The following is a 13,494-nucleotide window of genomic DNA, read 5'->3' as shown; positions in this document are numbered from 1 at the left end:
CGAACCGCCTCAGCGCAGCATCATGCCATCCGGCCATTGGATCGTGTGCTCCAGGCGGATATTCTGCGTGTCGCCCGCGCCCAGCTCGAACTCCCACGCCAACACGCCGCGTTTGTCGTCGACGCTCTCCGCTGTCGGGGCGGGGCTGGCCTCCCAATTGATCTTGAGGTCCTCCTGCTCGGAATAGGGCACCCGGTCCAGCACCCGCAACGCCCAGCTCTCGCCGGTCAGGTTTTCGACCTCGATGCGCACCGTCTCGGATATCCGGTTGGATTTCGAGATCACGCCGCGGTCGCCCTCGGCCCGGTCCTCGACCGTACGCGTCAGGCGCAGCCCCTCGATCGGGCCAAAGGACAGTTCCGCCTCGTCGCCTGCCGGAATCATCTCGAGGTAACGCTGCCCCACGAAGCGCCCGTCCAGGTAAAAGCTTGCCTCTGCGGTGGGCAGGATCAGCTCGCCCATGTCGTTGGTGAACTCCGCCACCAGGAACGCGCTGGGGTCGTTCAGCGGAACCGCCTTGGCGACCGTTTCGGCCTGCGTCTCCAGCGTGCCCAGCGCAAGGCGTACCCGGTCCGCCCCAGTGGCGACCGACACCGTGCCCGGATAGCTGTAGGTCACGGACAGCCCGTCGAAATCGGCGACAGGCTCGGGCATGACCGCCATCGCCTCTTCCTTGGCGGCCCCCGCCGCCATGTCCGACTCGGCGGCACTGCGCGCCAGCGGGATGGGCGGTTGCGGCATCTGCTCCTCGTAGATCCGGCGCAGCCATGGCCACACCTCGCTCGGGGCGGTCTGCTCGCTGGGGCGCACGGTCGACAGGGTCAGTTCCGCCGCCTGCCAGTTCTCGCCCGTCGACTGCGCCACGTAGGCGCCCCGTTCCAGCGTCAGCGTGCCGCTGGTCCGATCCAGCCGCAGGTCATAGACAGGCTCCCACCCGGCCGCGTCGGTGTTGTAGGTCACCGTCAGCACGCCATCGGCGGCCGCCTCGGCGCTGACGGCGACCGCCAGCATCGCGCGGTCCTCGTGCTCGGGCACCAGCGCGGCCTCGGCCTGTTTCGCACGCTCCAGCTCTTCTTCCAGATCTTCAAGCGACCGCGCCACCGCATCGGCGCGCCGCTCGGCATCCTGAGCGTTGCGAAGCGCCGCCAAGGTCTCTTCTCCGATCATCGCCGACAGGTCGCGCAACTCGGCAATGTCCAGCTCGGTCACGCCCTCGCCTTCGCCCAGTTTCTCAAGAAACGCTACTCGCGCCCGCGCCGCCTCGGCCTCCAGTCGGATCGTCTCGACCGCGGCGCGGGCATCCCGCAACTCGTCTTCCAGCCGCTCCACCTCGGCGCGGGCGGCCTGCAACGCGGCGGTGTCTTCCTCGGTGCGCGGCGGCACGAAATCGCGTCGCGTCGTGACGCTGCCCATCGCCGCGCCCTCGACCGCCACGCGAACAGAAGCGAGCGGCGTCGACCGCGGCAAATCCGTCAGGATCAGCTGATGCTGACCCGCCGGGATGCTGTAAGACACCTGCCGCGTAATGGTGGCGCCTTGCGGGTAAAGCGTGACCGTGCCCACGTCACTCGACAGGGCGAAGTCTTCGGCCAGCGCGGGAAACGGCAGGGCGGCAAGGATGATCAGGGAAAGCGAACGCATGGTGTCTACTCCAGGATAATTGGCCGGATGATCGGTCTCTCATGTGACGCGCGCAAGTCCGCCGTTCTTGGCCGCACCGTGAAATTTTTTCACGAAAAGAAAACGCGCCGCCCTTGGGAAAGGACGGCGCGGCCGGAATTTCACGGCGATGGTAGGGGCTTAGCCCTTCTGCAACACCCGGTTGCCCAGCGTTTCCGCGATCTGCACCGCGTTCAACGCCGCGCCCTTGCGCAGGTTGTCGCTGACGCACCACAGGTTGATGCCGTTGTCGATCGTGCTGTCCTGCCGGATGCGGCTAATGAAGGTGGCGAAATCGCCCACGCATTCGATCGGCGTGACGTATCCGCCGTCCTCGCGCTTGTCGACGACCATGATACCCGGCGCCTCGCGCAGGATGTCGCGCGCCTCGTCCTCGTCCAGGAACTCCTCGAACTCGATATTCACCGATTCCGCGTGGCCTACGAACACCGGCACCCGCACGCAGGTCGCCGTGACCTTGATCTTTGGGTCCACGATCTTTTTCGTCTCGACCACCATCTTCCATTCTTCCTTGGTCGACCCGTCTTCCATGAAGACATCGATATGCGGAATGACGTTGAAGGCGATCTGCTTCTGGAACTTCTTCGGCGGCACTTCGTCCGTGGGGTTGTAGATCGACTTGGTCTGGTCCCACAGCTCGTCGACGCCTTCCTTGCCCGCGCCTGAGGTCGCCTGGTACGTGCTGACCACCACGCGCTTGATCTTCGCGCGGTCATGCAGCGGCTTCAGCGCCACGACCATCTGAGCAGTGGAACAGTTCGGGTTCGCGATGATGTTCTTCTTGGTATAGCCCATGATCGCATCCGGGTTCACCTCCGGCACGATCAGCGGCACATCGGCATCATAGCGGTACAGCGACGAGTTATCGATCACCACGCAGCCCGCCTTGGCCGCGATCGGCGCGTATTTCTTGGTGGCCTCCGAGCCGATGGCAAACAGCGCCATATCCCAGCCAGTGAAATCGAACCCGTCGATGTCCTTGGTTTTCAATGTCTGATCGCCAAAGCTGACCTCTGTGCCGATGGACCGGCGGCTGGCAAGTACCGCGATCTCGTCGACAGGGAACTGGCGCTCAGCCAGGATGTTCAGCATTTCGCGGCCCACGTTGCCCGTGGCGCCCGCGACGACGATTTTGTAACCCATCTTGGGAAATCCTCTTCGGTTCGGGTCTCTTTGCGCCGCTCATACCGCAGTGCAGCGCGATGTTAAAGGGGCTCCACAGGGCTCACGGAGCATGTCATTTCGATATTTCTAGAAATATGGCTTGCAAGCGACGCTAATTTCGATAATTCTAGAAACATGAAACAAACCTCGATTCCCGACCTCGATCTCGCCCTCACCGCCTCGACCTTTGCCGCGCTGGGCTCCGAACAACGTCTCGCCGTGCTGCGCACCCTCGTGCGCGCCGGTCCCGAAGGGCTGCGCATCGGCGAGTTGGGTGAACGCGCCGGGGTTGCAGGCTCGACCCTGACCCATCACATGAAGATTCTGGCACAGGCCGGGCTCGTACGGCAGGAAAAACAGGGCCGCAGCATCATCTGCGCCGCTGTCGCCTATGACGAGTTGCACGCGCTGGCCGACTTTCTGCTGCGCGAATGCTGTGCCGACAGGGACCATTGCGCGCACGATGATCCAAAGGACCACGACCATGGCTGACATTTCCGCCCCCACCCTGCGCCGCAGATGGGCGAGCCTCGACAAGGCGTGGCTGGCGCTGGCGCTGATCCTCTCCGCCGTGGCCGTGCTTGACCCGCCGCAATTCTGGCCGACAGTGACTTTCACCGCGGGCGCGCTCCTGCACACCGCGCCCTTCATCGTCTTCGCCGTCCTCGCCGTGGCCTACATGAAGGCCACCGGCGCCGAGACCCTGCTGGCCAAGGCCTTCGAGGGCCGTCAGGTCCGCATGATCTTCCTCGCGGCTCTCCTGGGCGGCCTGTCGCCCTTCTGCTCGTGCGAGGTCATTCCCTTCATCGCCGCCATGCTGGCGCTCGGCGCGCCGCTTGGGGCCGTGATGGCCTTCTGGCTTGCCTCGCCGCTGATGGACCCGGCCATGTTCCTCATCACCTCCGGAACGATCGGCTGGGATTTCGCCGTCGCCAAGGCCGCCGCCGCGGTGGGTGTTGGCCTCATGGGCGGCTTCGTCACCATGGCGCTCGCCCGCTCGCCCCTATTCGCCGACCCCCTGCGCGAAAACCGCCAGACCGGCGGGTGCTGCGGTGCGAAGAAGCCGTTCCAAGGCAGCCCTGTCTGGCGTTTCTGGGCCGAAGACGAGCGCACCGCCACCTTCCGCGAGAACGTCATCGACAACGGCATCCTCCTGCTGAAATGGCTGACGCTGGCCTACGTGATCGAGGCGGTGATGCTGCAATACATCCCCGCTGAAACCATTGCCTCGGTGCTGGGCGGCGACGGCATCGGAACGATCCTTCTCGGGGCGCTTGTCGGCGCGCCGGCCTACCTCAACGGCTATGCCGCCGTGCCGCTGGTCGATGCCCTGCTGGCGCAAGGCATGAGCCAAGGTGCTGCGATGAGCTTCGTCATCGCAGGCGGCGTCAGTTGCATCCCCGCCGCCATCGCCGTCTGGGCGTTAGTCAAGCCACGGATTTTCTTTGCCTATTTCGGCTTCGGGCTCACCGGCGCCGTTCTGGCCGGGATGGCGTGGCACGCCGTCGCCTGACCCTGCAAGACCTCTTAACCTCGACCACGCGGCGCGAGAGCTTCCCGGGCTTTCGCGCCGCTTCCTCGTTTTTTCTTACCATGCACACAAATTTGCCCCGATTTGTTGTCACATCGTGGACAATTCCGACATAATGTACGGGATCATGGCTAACGCAGCCGCAACAAAACCTCGCTAAACGAGGGTCAAGAGCAGCGACGGAGCTTCCAAATGCTCGAGTTCGACAATGTCAGCAAGTCCTTCTGGACGGGCACGCAGCGCAAGGTGATCCTTGACCGCGTGTCGTTCCGGGTGGAGCTTGGCCGCTCGCTCGGTATCCTGGCCCCCAACGGCACGGGCAAGACCACCCTGATCAAGATGATGGCGGGCCTTGAGAAACCCGACGAGGGCGAGATCCGGCGCGGCTGCCGCATCTCTTTCCCCTTGGGCTTCATGGGCGGCGTCATCAGCCGCGTCTCGGCCAAGGAAAACGCGCGCTACATCGCCACGCTCTACGGGCTCGACCCCGACTATGTCGAGGCATACTGCCGTTATGTCTGCAACCTTGGCGAATATTTCGACCAGCCGCTCGGCACGTATTCCTCGGGCATGAGATCGCGCTTCACCTTTTCGTTGATGCTGGCGCTGGATTTCGACATGTACCTTATCGACGAGGGCATGCCCAGCTCCACCGACGTTGAATTCAACCGGCGCGCGGGCGACATCCTTCGGGAACGCCTGCGTACAACCACAGTGGTGATCGTATCGCACCAGCCCGCCACGCTCGAGAAATTCGCGCGAGAGGCAGCCGTCCTGATGGATGGCAAACTGCATATTTTCGACACCTTGGAAGAGGCAAAAAGGCTCTATGACTACGAAACCCAAGGCTAGAAAGTTCCGCATCCGCCGCACCGTGTCGGGCAACGGACATGCCGCCGGGCCCGGCCCCGAGACCGGCGTCGAAGACGAGGTGCAGCAGACGCCGGAAACCACCCCACAACCGCCTGTGGACGACACTCAGCACGCCCCGGTGCACGAGGGCGAAGTATCTTCGACCCGCGAGGTCTCGGTGTCTCAGGATATCGACGATATCCGCAAGGAAGGCCTGACCGGCCGGCAATTGCGCATGGCTCGCCGCATGGCCCAGAAACATGGGCTGGCCCCCACCTCCGATTTCGACGCGGTCCGCCTCCTGCGCGCCCGCGGCATCGACCCGTTCCAGCGTTCCAACATCGTCGAGCTGGTCTCGGGCGGCGAAAACACGCTGCCCGCGGAAACCGGCGGCGAACGCGTGCAATTGCCCCAGACCGTGCCGGTGGGCCAGATCGCATTGCCCTCGACCGAGCTCAGCCCGGCCGACCGGCGCGCCCACGAAATCCAGAAGATCCAGCGCGACATCGCCTCGCGCCGCCGCAAGAAGATGCTGCTGCTCATGTCGCGGCTGGCGGCATTCGTGATGCTGCCGACGTTGATCGCGGGTTATTATTTCTATGCCATCGCCACTCCGATGTATTCCACCAAGTCCGAGTTCCTGATCATCACCGCCGACGGCGGCGGCAGTGGCCAGGGCGGTCTGGGCGGCCTTCTGCCTTCGCAATTCGCCACCGGGCAGGATTCAATCGCGGTCCAATCCTACCTCGAATCCAAGGATGCCATGCTGCGCCTGAACGAGGATGTGGGCTTCAAGGCGATGTTCAGCGGCGAAGAGATCGACCCGATCCAGCGTCTCGAGCCCGATGCAACGAACGAGGACGCCTACAAGGTCTATGAGAAATACGTGAACCTCGGCTATGACCCGACCGAGGGCGTGATCCGGCTTGAGGTCGCCACCGCCGATCCCGAAACCAGCCAGGAGTTCTCCGAGAAGCTGATCGAATACGCCGAGGAACGCGTCGACGCACTCAGCCAGGAAAAACGCTTCGATGCCGTCAAGACCGCCGAGGCCGCGCTGCAAGAGGCCAAGGATGAACGCCGCGCCGCCCAGCGCCGCCTCGTCGAATTGCAGGAAGGCTCGATCCTCGACCCCGAAGGCGAGATCGCCAACATCCGCCAACTCATCGGCAACGTCGAATTGCAGCTGCAGGAAAAGCAGCTGGCGCTCAACACCCAGCTGGCCAACTCTCGCCCCAACACCGCCCGGGTCGAGGCCCTGCGCTCCGAGGTCGAGGTCCTGTCGCAAGAACTCGCCAAGCAGAACGCCCGCCTGACCGAGGCGACCGAGGAAAACGCCTCGCTCGCCAGCCAGGCTGCCGAGATCCAGATGGCACAGGCCGATCTCGCCACCTCCGACATGGTCCTGCAATCCGCGCTGGAAACCAAGCGCCAGTCCGAGATCGAGGCGAACAAGCAAGTCCGCTACCTGACAGTCGCGGTGAAACCCGTCGCTTCGCAGGATCCCTCCTATCCGCGCAAGTTCGAGAACACTTTGCTTGCGTTCCTGATCTTCGGCGGTATCTACCTGTTGCTGTCGCTGACCGCATCGGTGCTCAAGGAACAGGTTTCGTCGTAAGACATGAAAACAGTTGAAATCGCAGACCTGCGCGTCGGAAACGACGCGCCGCTCACCGTCATCGCCGGCCCCTGCCAGCTGGAAAGCGCCGATCACGCCCGGATGATCGCGGGCGCAATGCAAGAGGCTTGCGCCGCCGCCGGTGCCCAGTACGTCTTCAAGGCGTCCTTCGACAAGGCCAACCGAACGTCCCTGTCGGGCAAGCGCGGCCTCGGCATCGACGAAGGGCTGAAGACCCTGCAATCCGTCAAGGATGCGCTCGGCGTGCCGGTCCTGACCGACATTCACCTGCCCGACCAGTGCGCCCCGGTGGCCGAGGTCGTAGACATCCTGCAGATCCCCGCCTTCCTCTGTCGCCAGACCGACCTCCTGCTCGCCGCCGGCGAAACCGGTGCCGCGATCAACGTCAAAAAGGGCCAGTTCCTCGCCCCCTGGGACATGCCCAATGTCATCTCCAAGATCGAGAGCACCGGCAACACCCGCATCCTGCTGACCGAACGCGGCACCTCCTTTGGCTACAACACCCTGGTCGCGGACATGCGGGCCCTGCCGCAAATGGCCGCCACCGGCTATCCGGTGGTGATGGACGCCACCCATTCCGTGCAACAGCCCGGCGGCCAGGGCGGCAGCTCCGGCGGCCAGCGCGAGTTTGCCCCGGTCATGGCCCGTGCCGCCGTCAGCTTGGGCATCGCGGCGGTCTTCATCGAGACGCACGAGGCGCCCGACACCGCGCCCTCGGACGGGCCCAACATGATCCAGCTCGACCAGATGCCCGCCCTCTTGCACAGCCTCATGCAATTCGACAGGCTGGCAAAAGAATATCCTTGCCGCATCGATCCAAACTAAAGGTATTTCCGTGACCAAGCCTGCCGCCGACGTGACCCAGAACACCTGGGAATTTCTCCGCGACCCGATGATCACGCCCACGGGCTTTCGTGAATACGACGCCCGCTGGAAATACCCCGACGAGATCAACCTGCCCGGCATCACCGCCCTCGGCCTCGGTCTCGGCACCCAGATGCGCCGCCGCGGCATCGACCCGGTGATCGCGGTCGGCAACGATTACCGCGACTATTCGCTGTCGATCAAGAACGCCCTGATCGTCGGCCTCATGCAGGCCGGCATCCACGTCAAGGATATCGGCCCGGCACTCTCGCCCATGGCCTATTTCTCGCAGTTCCACCTCGATGTGCCGGCCGTCGCGATGGTCACCGCCTCGCACAACCCGAACGGCTGGACCGGGGTCAAAATGGGCTTTGACCGCCCCCTCACGCACGGCCCCGACGAGATGGGAGAACTGCGCGACATCGTCCTGAATGGCGAGGGCGAACCCCATTCGGGTGGCGGCTACGAATTCGTAAGCGGCGTGCGCGAGGCCTATCTCGACGACCTCGTCGGCGACTTCAAAATGTCCCGCAAACTGCGCGTCGTCTGCGCCACCGGCAACGGCACCGCCTCGGCCTTCGCGCCCGAGCTGTTCGCGCGTCTGGGCGTCGAGGTCATCCCCTCGCACAACACGCTCGACTACACCTTCCCCAACTACAACCCCAATCCCGAAGCCATGGAAATGCTGCACGACATGGCCGCTTCTGTGAAGGACTCGGGCGCCGATTTCGCGCTCGGTTTCGACGGCGACGGCGACCGCTGCGGCGTGGTGGATGACGAAGGCGAAGAGATCTTCGCCGACAAGATGGGCGTCATCATGGCCCGCGACCTGTCGAAGCTGCACCCCAACTCCACCTTCGTGGCCGACGTGAAATCCACCGGTCTCTTCGCCGCCGACCCCGAGCTGCAGAAGAACGGCGTGAAAGCCGACTACTGGAAAACCGGCCACAGCCACATGAAGCGCCGGGTCAAGGAACTGGGTGCGCTCGCCGGGTTCGAAAAATCCGGCCACTACTTTCTGGCCCAGCCGGTGGGCCGCGGCTACGACTGCGGCATGCGCGTCGCGGTGGAAATCTGCAAGCTGATGGACCGCAATCCCGACATGTCCATGTCCGACCTGCGCCGCGCCCTGCCCACGACCTGGTCCACTCCCACCATGTCGCCCCATTGCGGCGACACCGAGAAATACGACGTGCTCGACCGCCTGGTGCAGAAACTCGTCGCCAAGCATGAGGCGGGCGAAACCTTTGCCGGCCAGCCCATCAAGGAAGTGGTCACCGTCAACGGCGCCCGCGTGATCCTGGAAAACGGCAGCTGGGGCCTGGTGCGCGCGTCGTCCAACACGCCCAACCTCGTAGTGGTCTGCGAAAGCGCCACGTCAGACGAGGAAATGCGCGCCATCTTCGCCGAGATCGACACCGTCATCCGCACCGAACCTTCCGTGGGCGAATACGACCAGAGCATCTAGAGCCTTTCCGGGTCAGTCCAAAACATGCACGAAACCGATACTTGTTTCCCAACTCAACAGGCGGCGCCCTGAACAAGAAAGCTACCCTTTCGCACCTTGGCCGCGCGCATAGATGTCATCAAATCGTACGATGTCATCCTCCCCCAGATACGTGCCGGTTTGCACTTCTATCAGGATCATTGGCACCTTCCCCGGATTCTCCATCCGATGTTTCATCCCAAGCGGGATGTACACCGACTGGTTCTCGGTCACGAGTTGCACTTCGTCACCGATGGTGACACGTGCCGTACCGGCCACGACAATCCAGTGTTCAGACCGATGATGGTGGCTTTGCAGGGACAATTGCGCGCCGGGTTTGACGACGATACGCTTGACCTGAAACCTGTCACCTGCCGCCAAGGTCTCGAAATGCCCCCATGGGCGGTGATCCATGGCAAAAAGCTCACCTTGGCGCGCGCCTTTTTCCTTCAGCGTCGATACGGCCAGCTTGACGTCCTGGGCACGGGCAGGATCCGCCACGAGAACCGCGTCCTTCATCGCGACGACCAAGAGGTCGCTGACACCTACTGCCACCAGTTCCTGATCGGGATCTTCGGCACGCAACATGACATCCTTGCAGTCAATGGCCGTCACTGGCCCTTCGGCGGCGATGCCCTCTTCGTCCTGGCCCATCTCGCGGGCCACCGCTTCCCAACTTCCCAGATCAGACCAGCCGGCCCGGTACGGGACGACAGACAGGGCGTCGGCCTTTTCCATCACCGCGTAATCGATCGAGATATCGTCGGCCTGCGCCCAAGTATCGGGTGACAGACGCACAAAACCCAGATCGGATTCCGCCTGCTCGACCGCGGCGGTGACCGGCGCCAACAGGTCGGGCGCATAAGCTTCAAACGCGGCCTTCATGTCTTTTGCGGCAAAAAGAAAGATGCCGGCGTTCCAAAGGTAATTTCCAGCGGCCAGCATCTGCTCGGCCCGATCCGCATCGGGCTTTTCCACGAAACGCTTGAGCTCTTCGGGTCTGCCGTCCTGATCAGGGACAGAGTTCAGCTCAAGATAGCCATAGCCGGTCTCGGCCCGGTCCGGTTCGATCCCGAATGTCACTAGCCGGCCCTCCTCGACCGCTCCAAGCCCGCGTGTCACGGCGTCACGAAAGGCTGGCGCATCGGGAATGACATGGTCCGAAGGCGCCACAAGCAGAACCGCGTCCGGATCTTCGGCAAGCGCGGCCAACGTGGCCGCCAACACCGCGGGCGCCGTGTTGCGCCCCTCGGGCTCAATCAGCACAAGCCCCGGATCAACTTCGATGTCCCTGAGTTGATCAAGCACGACGAACCGAAAATCGGCATGAGTGATGACGATGGGCGGTTCAAAGCCAGGTCCCGAAACCCTCGCCGCCGCCTGCTGAAACAGCGAGGTTTGGCCGATAAGCGAGGTGAATTGCTTAGGATGCCCCTTGCGCGAGAGCGGCCAAAGCCGAGTCCCAGAGCCGCCGGAAAGTATAACAGGAGTGACATTTGGCATGGCCGTGATCCTCGTTTCGTTTCATGTCAGTCCAGCCTGACCCAGGCCGGTCGTATTTAAACATCTCTGTTCTTAGCGAATGGGCGAGGCTGAATGCCACCCCAATCGTAGAACGTGTTCCTGGCGCGAACTCTAACGATCGGCAATTCGGGCCTGAAGGCCGTCGGCTCTTTCCCGCTGCCGCAGGATCTCGCGCGCCCAGGGGGCAAAGACCGCAAGACGGGCGTCCATCAAATGCGCGACCTCGTCAATCTGCGTTGCCTGTGTGACTCCAAGCGTGTTCTGTAGCAACCGCATCGTCGCATGGTATTCGCGCACGGAAAAAGCGTGCACTGCTGTGTCACGGTCTTTTCCCGGCTCCTGAGCCAGTAGAAATTCCAAAACGGTTGTCATCGACGTCGTCTGGTCCGCGATCAACCTTTGCTGCATCTTCTCCTGGGACGCAGACGCGCTGACCTGGGCGGCGTGCTGACAGTACCTGTAGCCCACAGTTTCCACGTGTTCATGGCTCTCTGCCAGCCAAAAAGCGTAGGCGTTAAAGACAAAATCCTCGCCAAACCGGAGGTCCAGCATAGTCGGCAGGTTGGCATGTACCTGCATGGCCAGTTCGCGCGTGTAGATCTTGTTCCACACGGAAAACAGATAGCGAAAGCCAAAGAAGCTTTCCACGCGCTCGGCGCGCTGCAATAGCGTGTGGTCCATCTCGGGCTGCCCTCTCGAAGTTTCGCTGCCATCCTCCAACTGATTTAGGGCCCGGAATGTCAGGATATCAGGCAGTCGGTCACGCCCCGACAGGGCGCGATAGAGAGCGACATCCACCAGATCGTCCGCATCGACGAAATGGATATACGGCCGGGTTGCCCCGAGTAGCCCGCTGCGCCGAGCATCGAGCGGACCACGATTGATCGCATGTCGCAGGATACGCGGTTGGCCAAGTCCCTCAGGCAGGCGCAGCGCGCTTGTAAGAGGCTCGTCACACCCGTCATCGACCATGACGATCTCCGGCGCGGGGTATACAGCCGCAAGGCTCTCAAGACAGGCATACAACCGGTCTGGATCAGGGTTGTAGCATGGAATGATCACCGAAAGCGCGTCGCAAAATCTTGCTTCTTTGCGCCGCTCATAATGCATGACGCGCCTCCGGCATTATTCGACCCAGTGTGGGGATGCAGGCGGCACGTAAAGTCAGACCCACGACAAGTAAAAGACGCCTTCGAAGAAAGGCGCCTGCCCGCCCTGACCGATGCGTTTCAACGCCGCGGGCTTGCCATAGATGCGAATCAGCGCATCCAGTTTCCGCGCCACACGGGCGCCCGAGATACTGGTATCGGCCATCAGGCACAGGTTCTCGCGGCAGCAATCATCGTTCACTGCCAAGATGCGGAACCGGCGTGAAGCACCGAACGTGTCGGACAGAAAGTCCAACGACCAGCGTTCGCCCGACCTCAGAGCTTCCGGCATTGGCGTCCTCGATCCTCGCGCCCGTTTCCGGCCCCGTCGTCGCCTGACGCCCAGCTTCTCCTCCGTGTAAAGCCGATACAGCTTCTTGTGGTTCATGATCATTCCCTTGCGCTCCAGCATCACCCCGATCCGCCGGTAGCCGAAGCGACGGCGCTTGGCCGCGACGGCTTTCATCTCCTTGCGTATCTCGGGGTTGTCCCGCGGGCGTTCGCGCCGGACCGTCTTCAGATCGACACCGACAAGTCGGCAGGCCCGTCGTTGCGAGATATCGTGACCCCGCATCGCGCGACGCGCTGCCTCTCGCCGCTCATTCGGCGTCGTCAGCTCTTTCCCAGCAAATCCTTCAGAACAGCATTGTCCAGCATGCTGTCCGCCAGCAGGCGTTTGAGCCTGGCATTCTCATCTTCCATCGCCCTCAGCTTCGCGACGTCAGACACTTCTATGCCGCCATACTTCGATTTGTATTTGTAAAACGCCCCCTGGCTGAGACCGTGCTTGCGGCACACCTCCGCCGTCGGCATTCCTGCCTCCTGTTCCTTGATCATACCGATGATCTGCGCCTCGGTGAAACGGCTCTTTCGCATCTGTTTGCTCCTTCGAAAGGTTGAGCAAACTCTACATCACAACGAGGGAAGTTTCGGGGGCAGGTCACTGGCAGCATAAGTGTGTCCAGCGGTCAGCCTCGCTAGTTCAAATGCGCAGTTTGCGACACAGCCGTTGATCCAGCCATCGGCAAAGGCGTGCCGGACGATGCGATATCTTGAGGTGGGTGGGCCTTATGTCGCGGTCAAGATGGCGTGTCAAGAAGAAGTCGCCACGGCGTTTGGCCCGGCCTGAGCGGCCGGACCAAGCTGGTTGTGTTCAGTAGCGGTAATGCTCGGGCTTGAACGGCCCTTCCGGCTTGACGCCTATGTAAGAGGCCTGTTCAGGCGAGAGCTGTGTCAGCTTCACGCCGATGCGGTCCAGGTGCAGCCGCGCGACCTTTTCGTCCAGGTGCTTGGGCAGGATATAGACCTCGTTCTGGTATTCGCCGCCGTTCTTCCACAGCTCGATCTGCGCCAGAACCTGGTTGGTAAAGCTGGCCGACATCACGAAGGACGGGTGGCCGGTGGCGTTGCCGAGGTTCAGCAAGCGCCCTTCGCTGAGCAGGATGATGCGGTTGCCCGAGGGCATCTCGATCATGTCGACCTGTTCCTTGATGTTGGTCCACTTGTGGTTCTTCAGGCTGGCGACCTGAATCTCGTTGTCGAAGTGACCGATATTGCCGACGATCGCCATGTCCTTCATCTCGCGCATGTGCTCGATGCGGATCAC

At 62.6% G+C, this 13,494-nt stretch carries 11 protein-coding genes and 1 pseudogene; 6 read left to right on the top strand and 6 right to left on the bottom strand.

The genetic code is table 11. The features are described from left to right. Positions 1-9: 9 nt before the first annotated feature. Positions 10-1,641, bottom strand: a complete 1,632-nt coding sequence (locus RBB18_RS13395) for a DUF4139 domain-containing protein (protein ID WP_306112238.1) — start codon at positions 1,639-1,641, stop codon at positions 10-12. A 159-nt stretch (positions 1,642-1,800) separates the two neighbouring features. Beyond that, entirely contained in the window at positions 1,801-2,823 is a 1,023-nt protein-coding gene (locus RBB18_RS13390) for an aspartate-semialdehyde dehydrogenase (RefSeq protein ID WP_103763070.1), read from the bottom strand. 156 nt (positions 2,824-2,979) lie between these two features. Between RBB18_RS13390 and RBB18_RS13385 the strand changes: the two genes are divergently transcribed. From RBB18_RS13385 to RBB18_RS13360, 6 genes are all read left to right on the top strand, one after another. After that, entirely contained in the window at positions 2,980-3,336 is a 357-nt protein-coding gene (locus RBB18_RS13385; RefSeq protein WP_103763069.1) for a helix-turn-helix transcriptional regulator, read from the top strand. Continuing rightward, positions 3,329-4,357 (top strand): permease, encoded by a 1,029-nt coding sequence (locus RBB18_RS13380; protein WP_306112237.1) that lies wholly within the window; start codon positions 3,329-3,331, stop codon positions 4,355-4,357. The genes RBB18_RS13385 and RBB18_RS13380 overlap by 8 nt, the downstream gene beginning before the upstream one ends. 210 nt (positions 4,358-4,567) lie before the next feature. Next, complete coding sequence (locus tag RBB18_RS13375; protein WP_103763067.1) at positions 4,568-5,227, top strand: ABC transporter ATP-binding protein; 660 nt, start codon at positions 4,568-4,570, stop codon at positions 5,225-5,227. Further along, on the top strand, positions 5,205-6,845 hold the full coding sequence (locus RBB18_RS13370) for a capsule biosynthesis protein (RefSeq protein WP_306112236.1): 1,641 nt from the start codon (positions 5,205-5,207) through the stop codon (positions 6,843-6,845). The genes RBB18_RS13375 and RBB18_RS13370 overlap by 23 nt, the downstream gene beginning before the upstream one ends. A 3-nt stretch (positions 6,846-6,848) precedes the next feature. Continuing rightward, entirely contained in the window at positions 6,849-7,691 is an 843-nt protein-coding gene (gene kdsA / locus RBB18_RS13365) for a 3-deoxy-8-phosphooctulonate synthase (RefSeq protein ID WP_306112235.1), read from the top strand. A 10-nt stretch (positions 7,692-7,701) separates the two neighbouring features. Continuing rightward, positions 7,702-9,198, top strand: a complete 1,497-nt coding sequence (locus RBB18_RS13360; protein WP_306112234.1) for a phosphomannomutase/phosphoglucomutase — start codon at positions 7,702-7,704, stop codon at positions 9,196-9,198. Positions 9,199-9,279: 81 nt separating this feature from the next. Here RBB18_RS13360 and RBB18_RS13355 read toward each other — a convergent pair whose 3' ends face one another. The 4 genes and pseudogenes from RBB18_RS13355 to RBB18_RS13340 form a co-directional block, all read right to left on the bottom strand. Continuing rightward, positions 9,280-10,719: a mannose-1-phosphate guanylyltransferase/mannose-6-phosphate isomerase gene (locus RBB18_RS13355; protein WP_306112233.1), complete on the bottom strand. Its 1,440-nt coding sequence runs from the start codon at positions 10,717-10,719 to the stop codon at positions 9,280-9,282. A 132-nt stretch (positions 10,720-10,851) separates the two neighbouring features. After that, positions 10,852-11,850, bottom strand: coding sequence for a glycosyltransferase (locus RBB18_RS13350; protein ID WP_306112232.1), 999 nt, complete (start codon positions 11,848-11,850; stop codon positions 10,852-10,854). A 120-nt stretch (positions 11,851-11,970) separates the two neighbouring features. Beyond that, a pseudogene (locus RBB18_RS13345) lies at positions 11,971-12,764 on the bottom strand (transposase); the annotation flags it as partial. Positions 12,765-13,041: 277 nt separating this feature from the next. Then, the coding region (locus tag RBB18_RS13340; protein WP_306112231.1) for an adenosylhomocysteinase at positions 13,042-13,494 on the bottom strand (453 nt) is incomplete at its 5' end.

The sequence above is a fragment of the Roseovarius sp. MMSF_3298 genome (genome assembly GCF_030733705.1).
In the GTDB taxonomy this organism is placed as follows: Bacteria; Pseudomonadota; Alphaproteobacteria; order Rhodobacterales; family Rhodobacteraceae; genus Roseovarius; species Roseovarius confluentis.
Note: the sequence above shows the minus strand (reverse complement) of the source record. Positions and strands in the feature narration are given on the sequence as shown.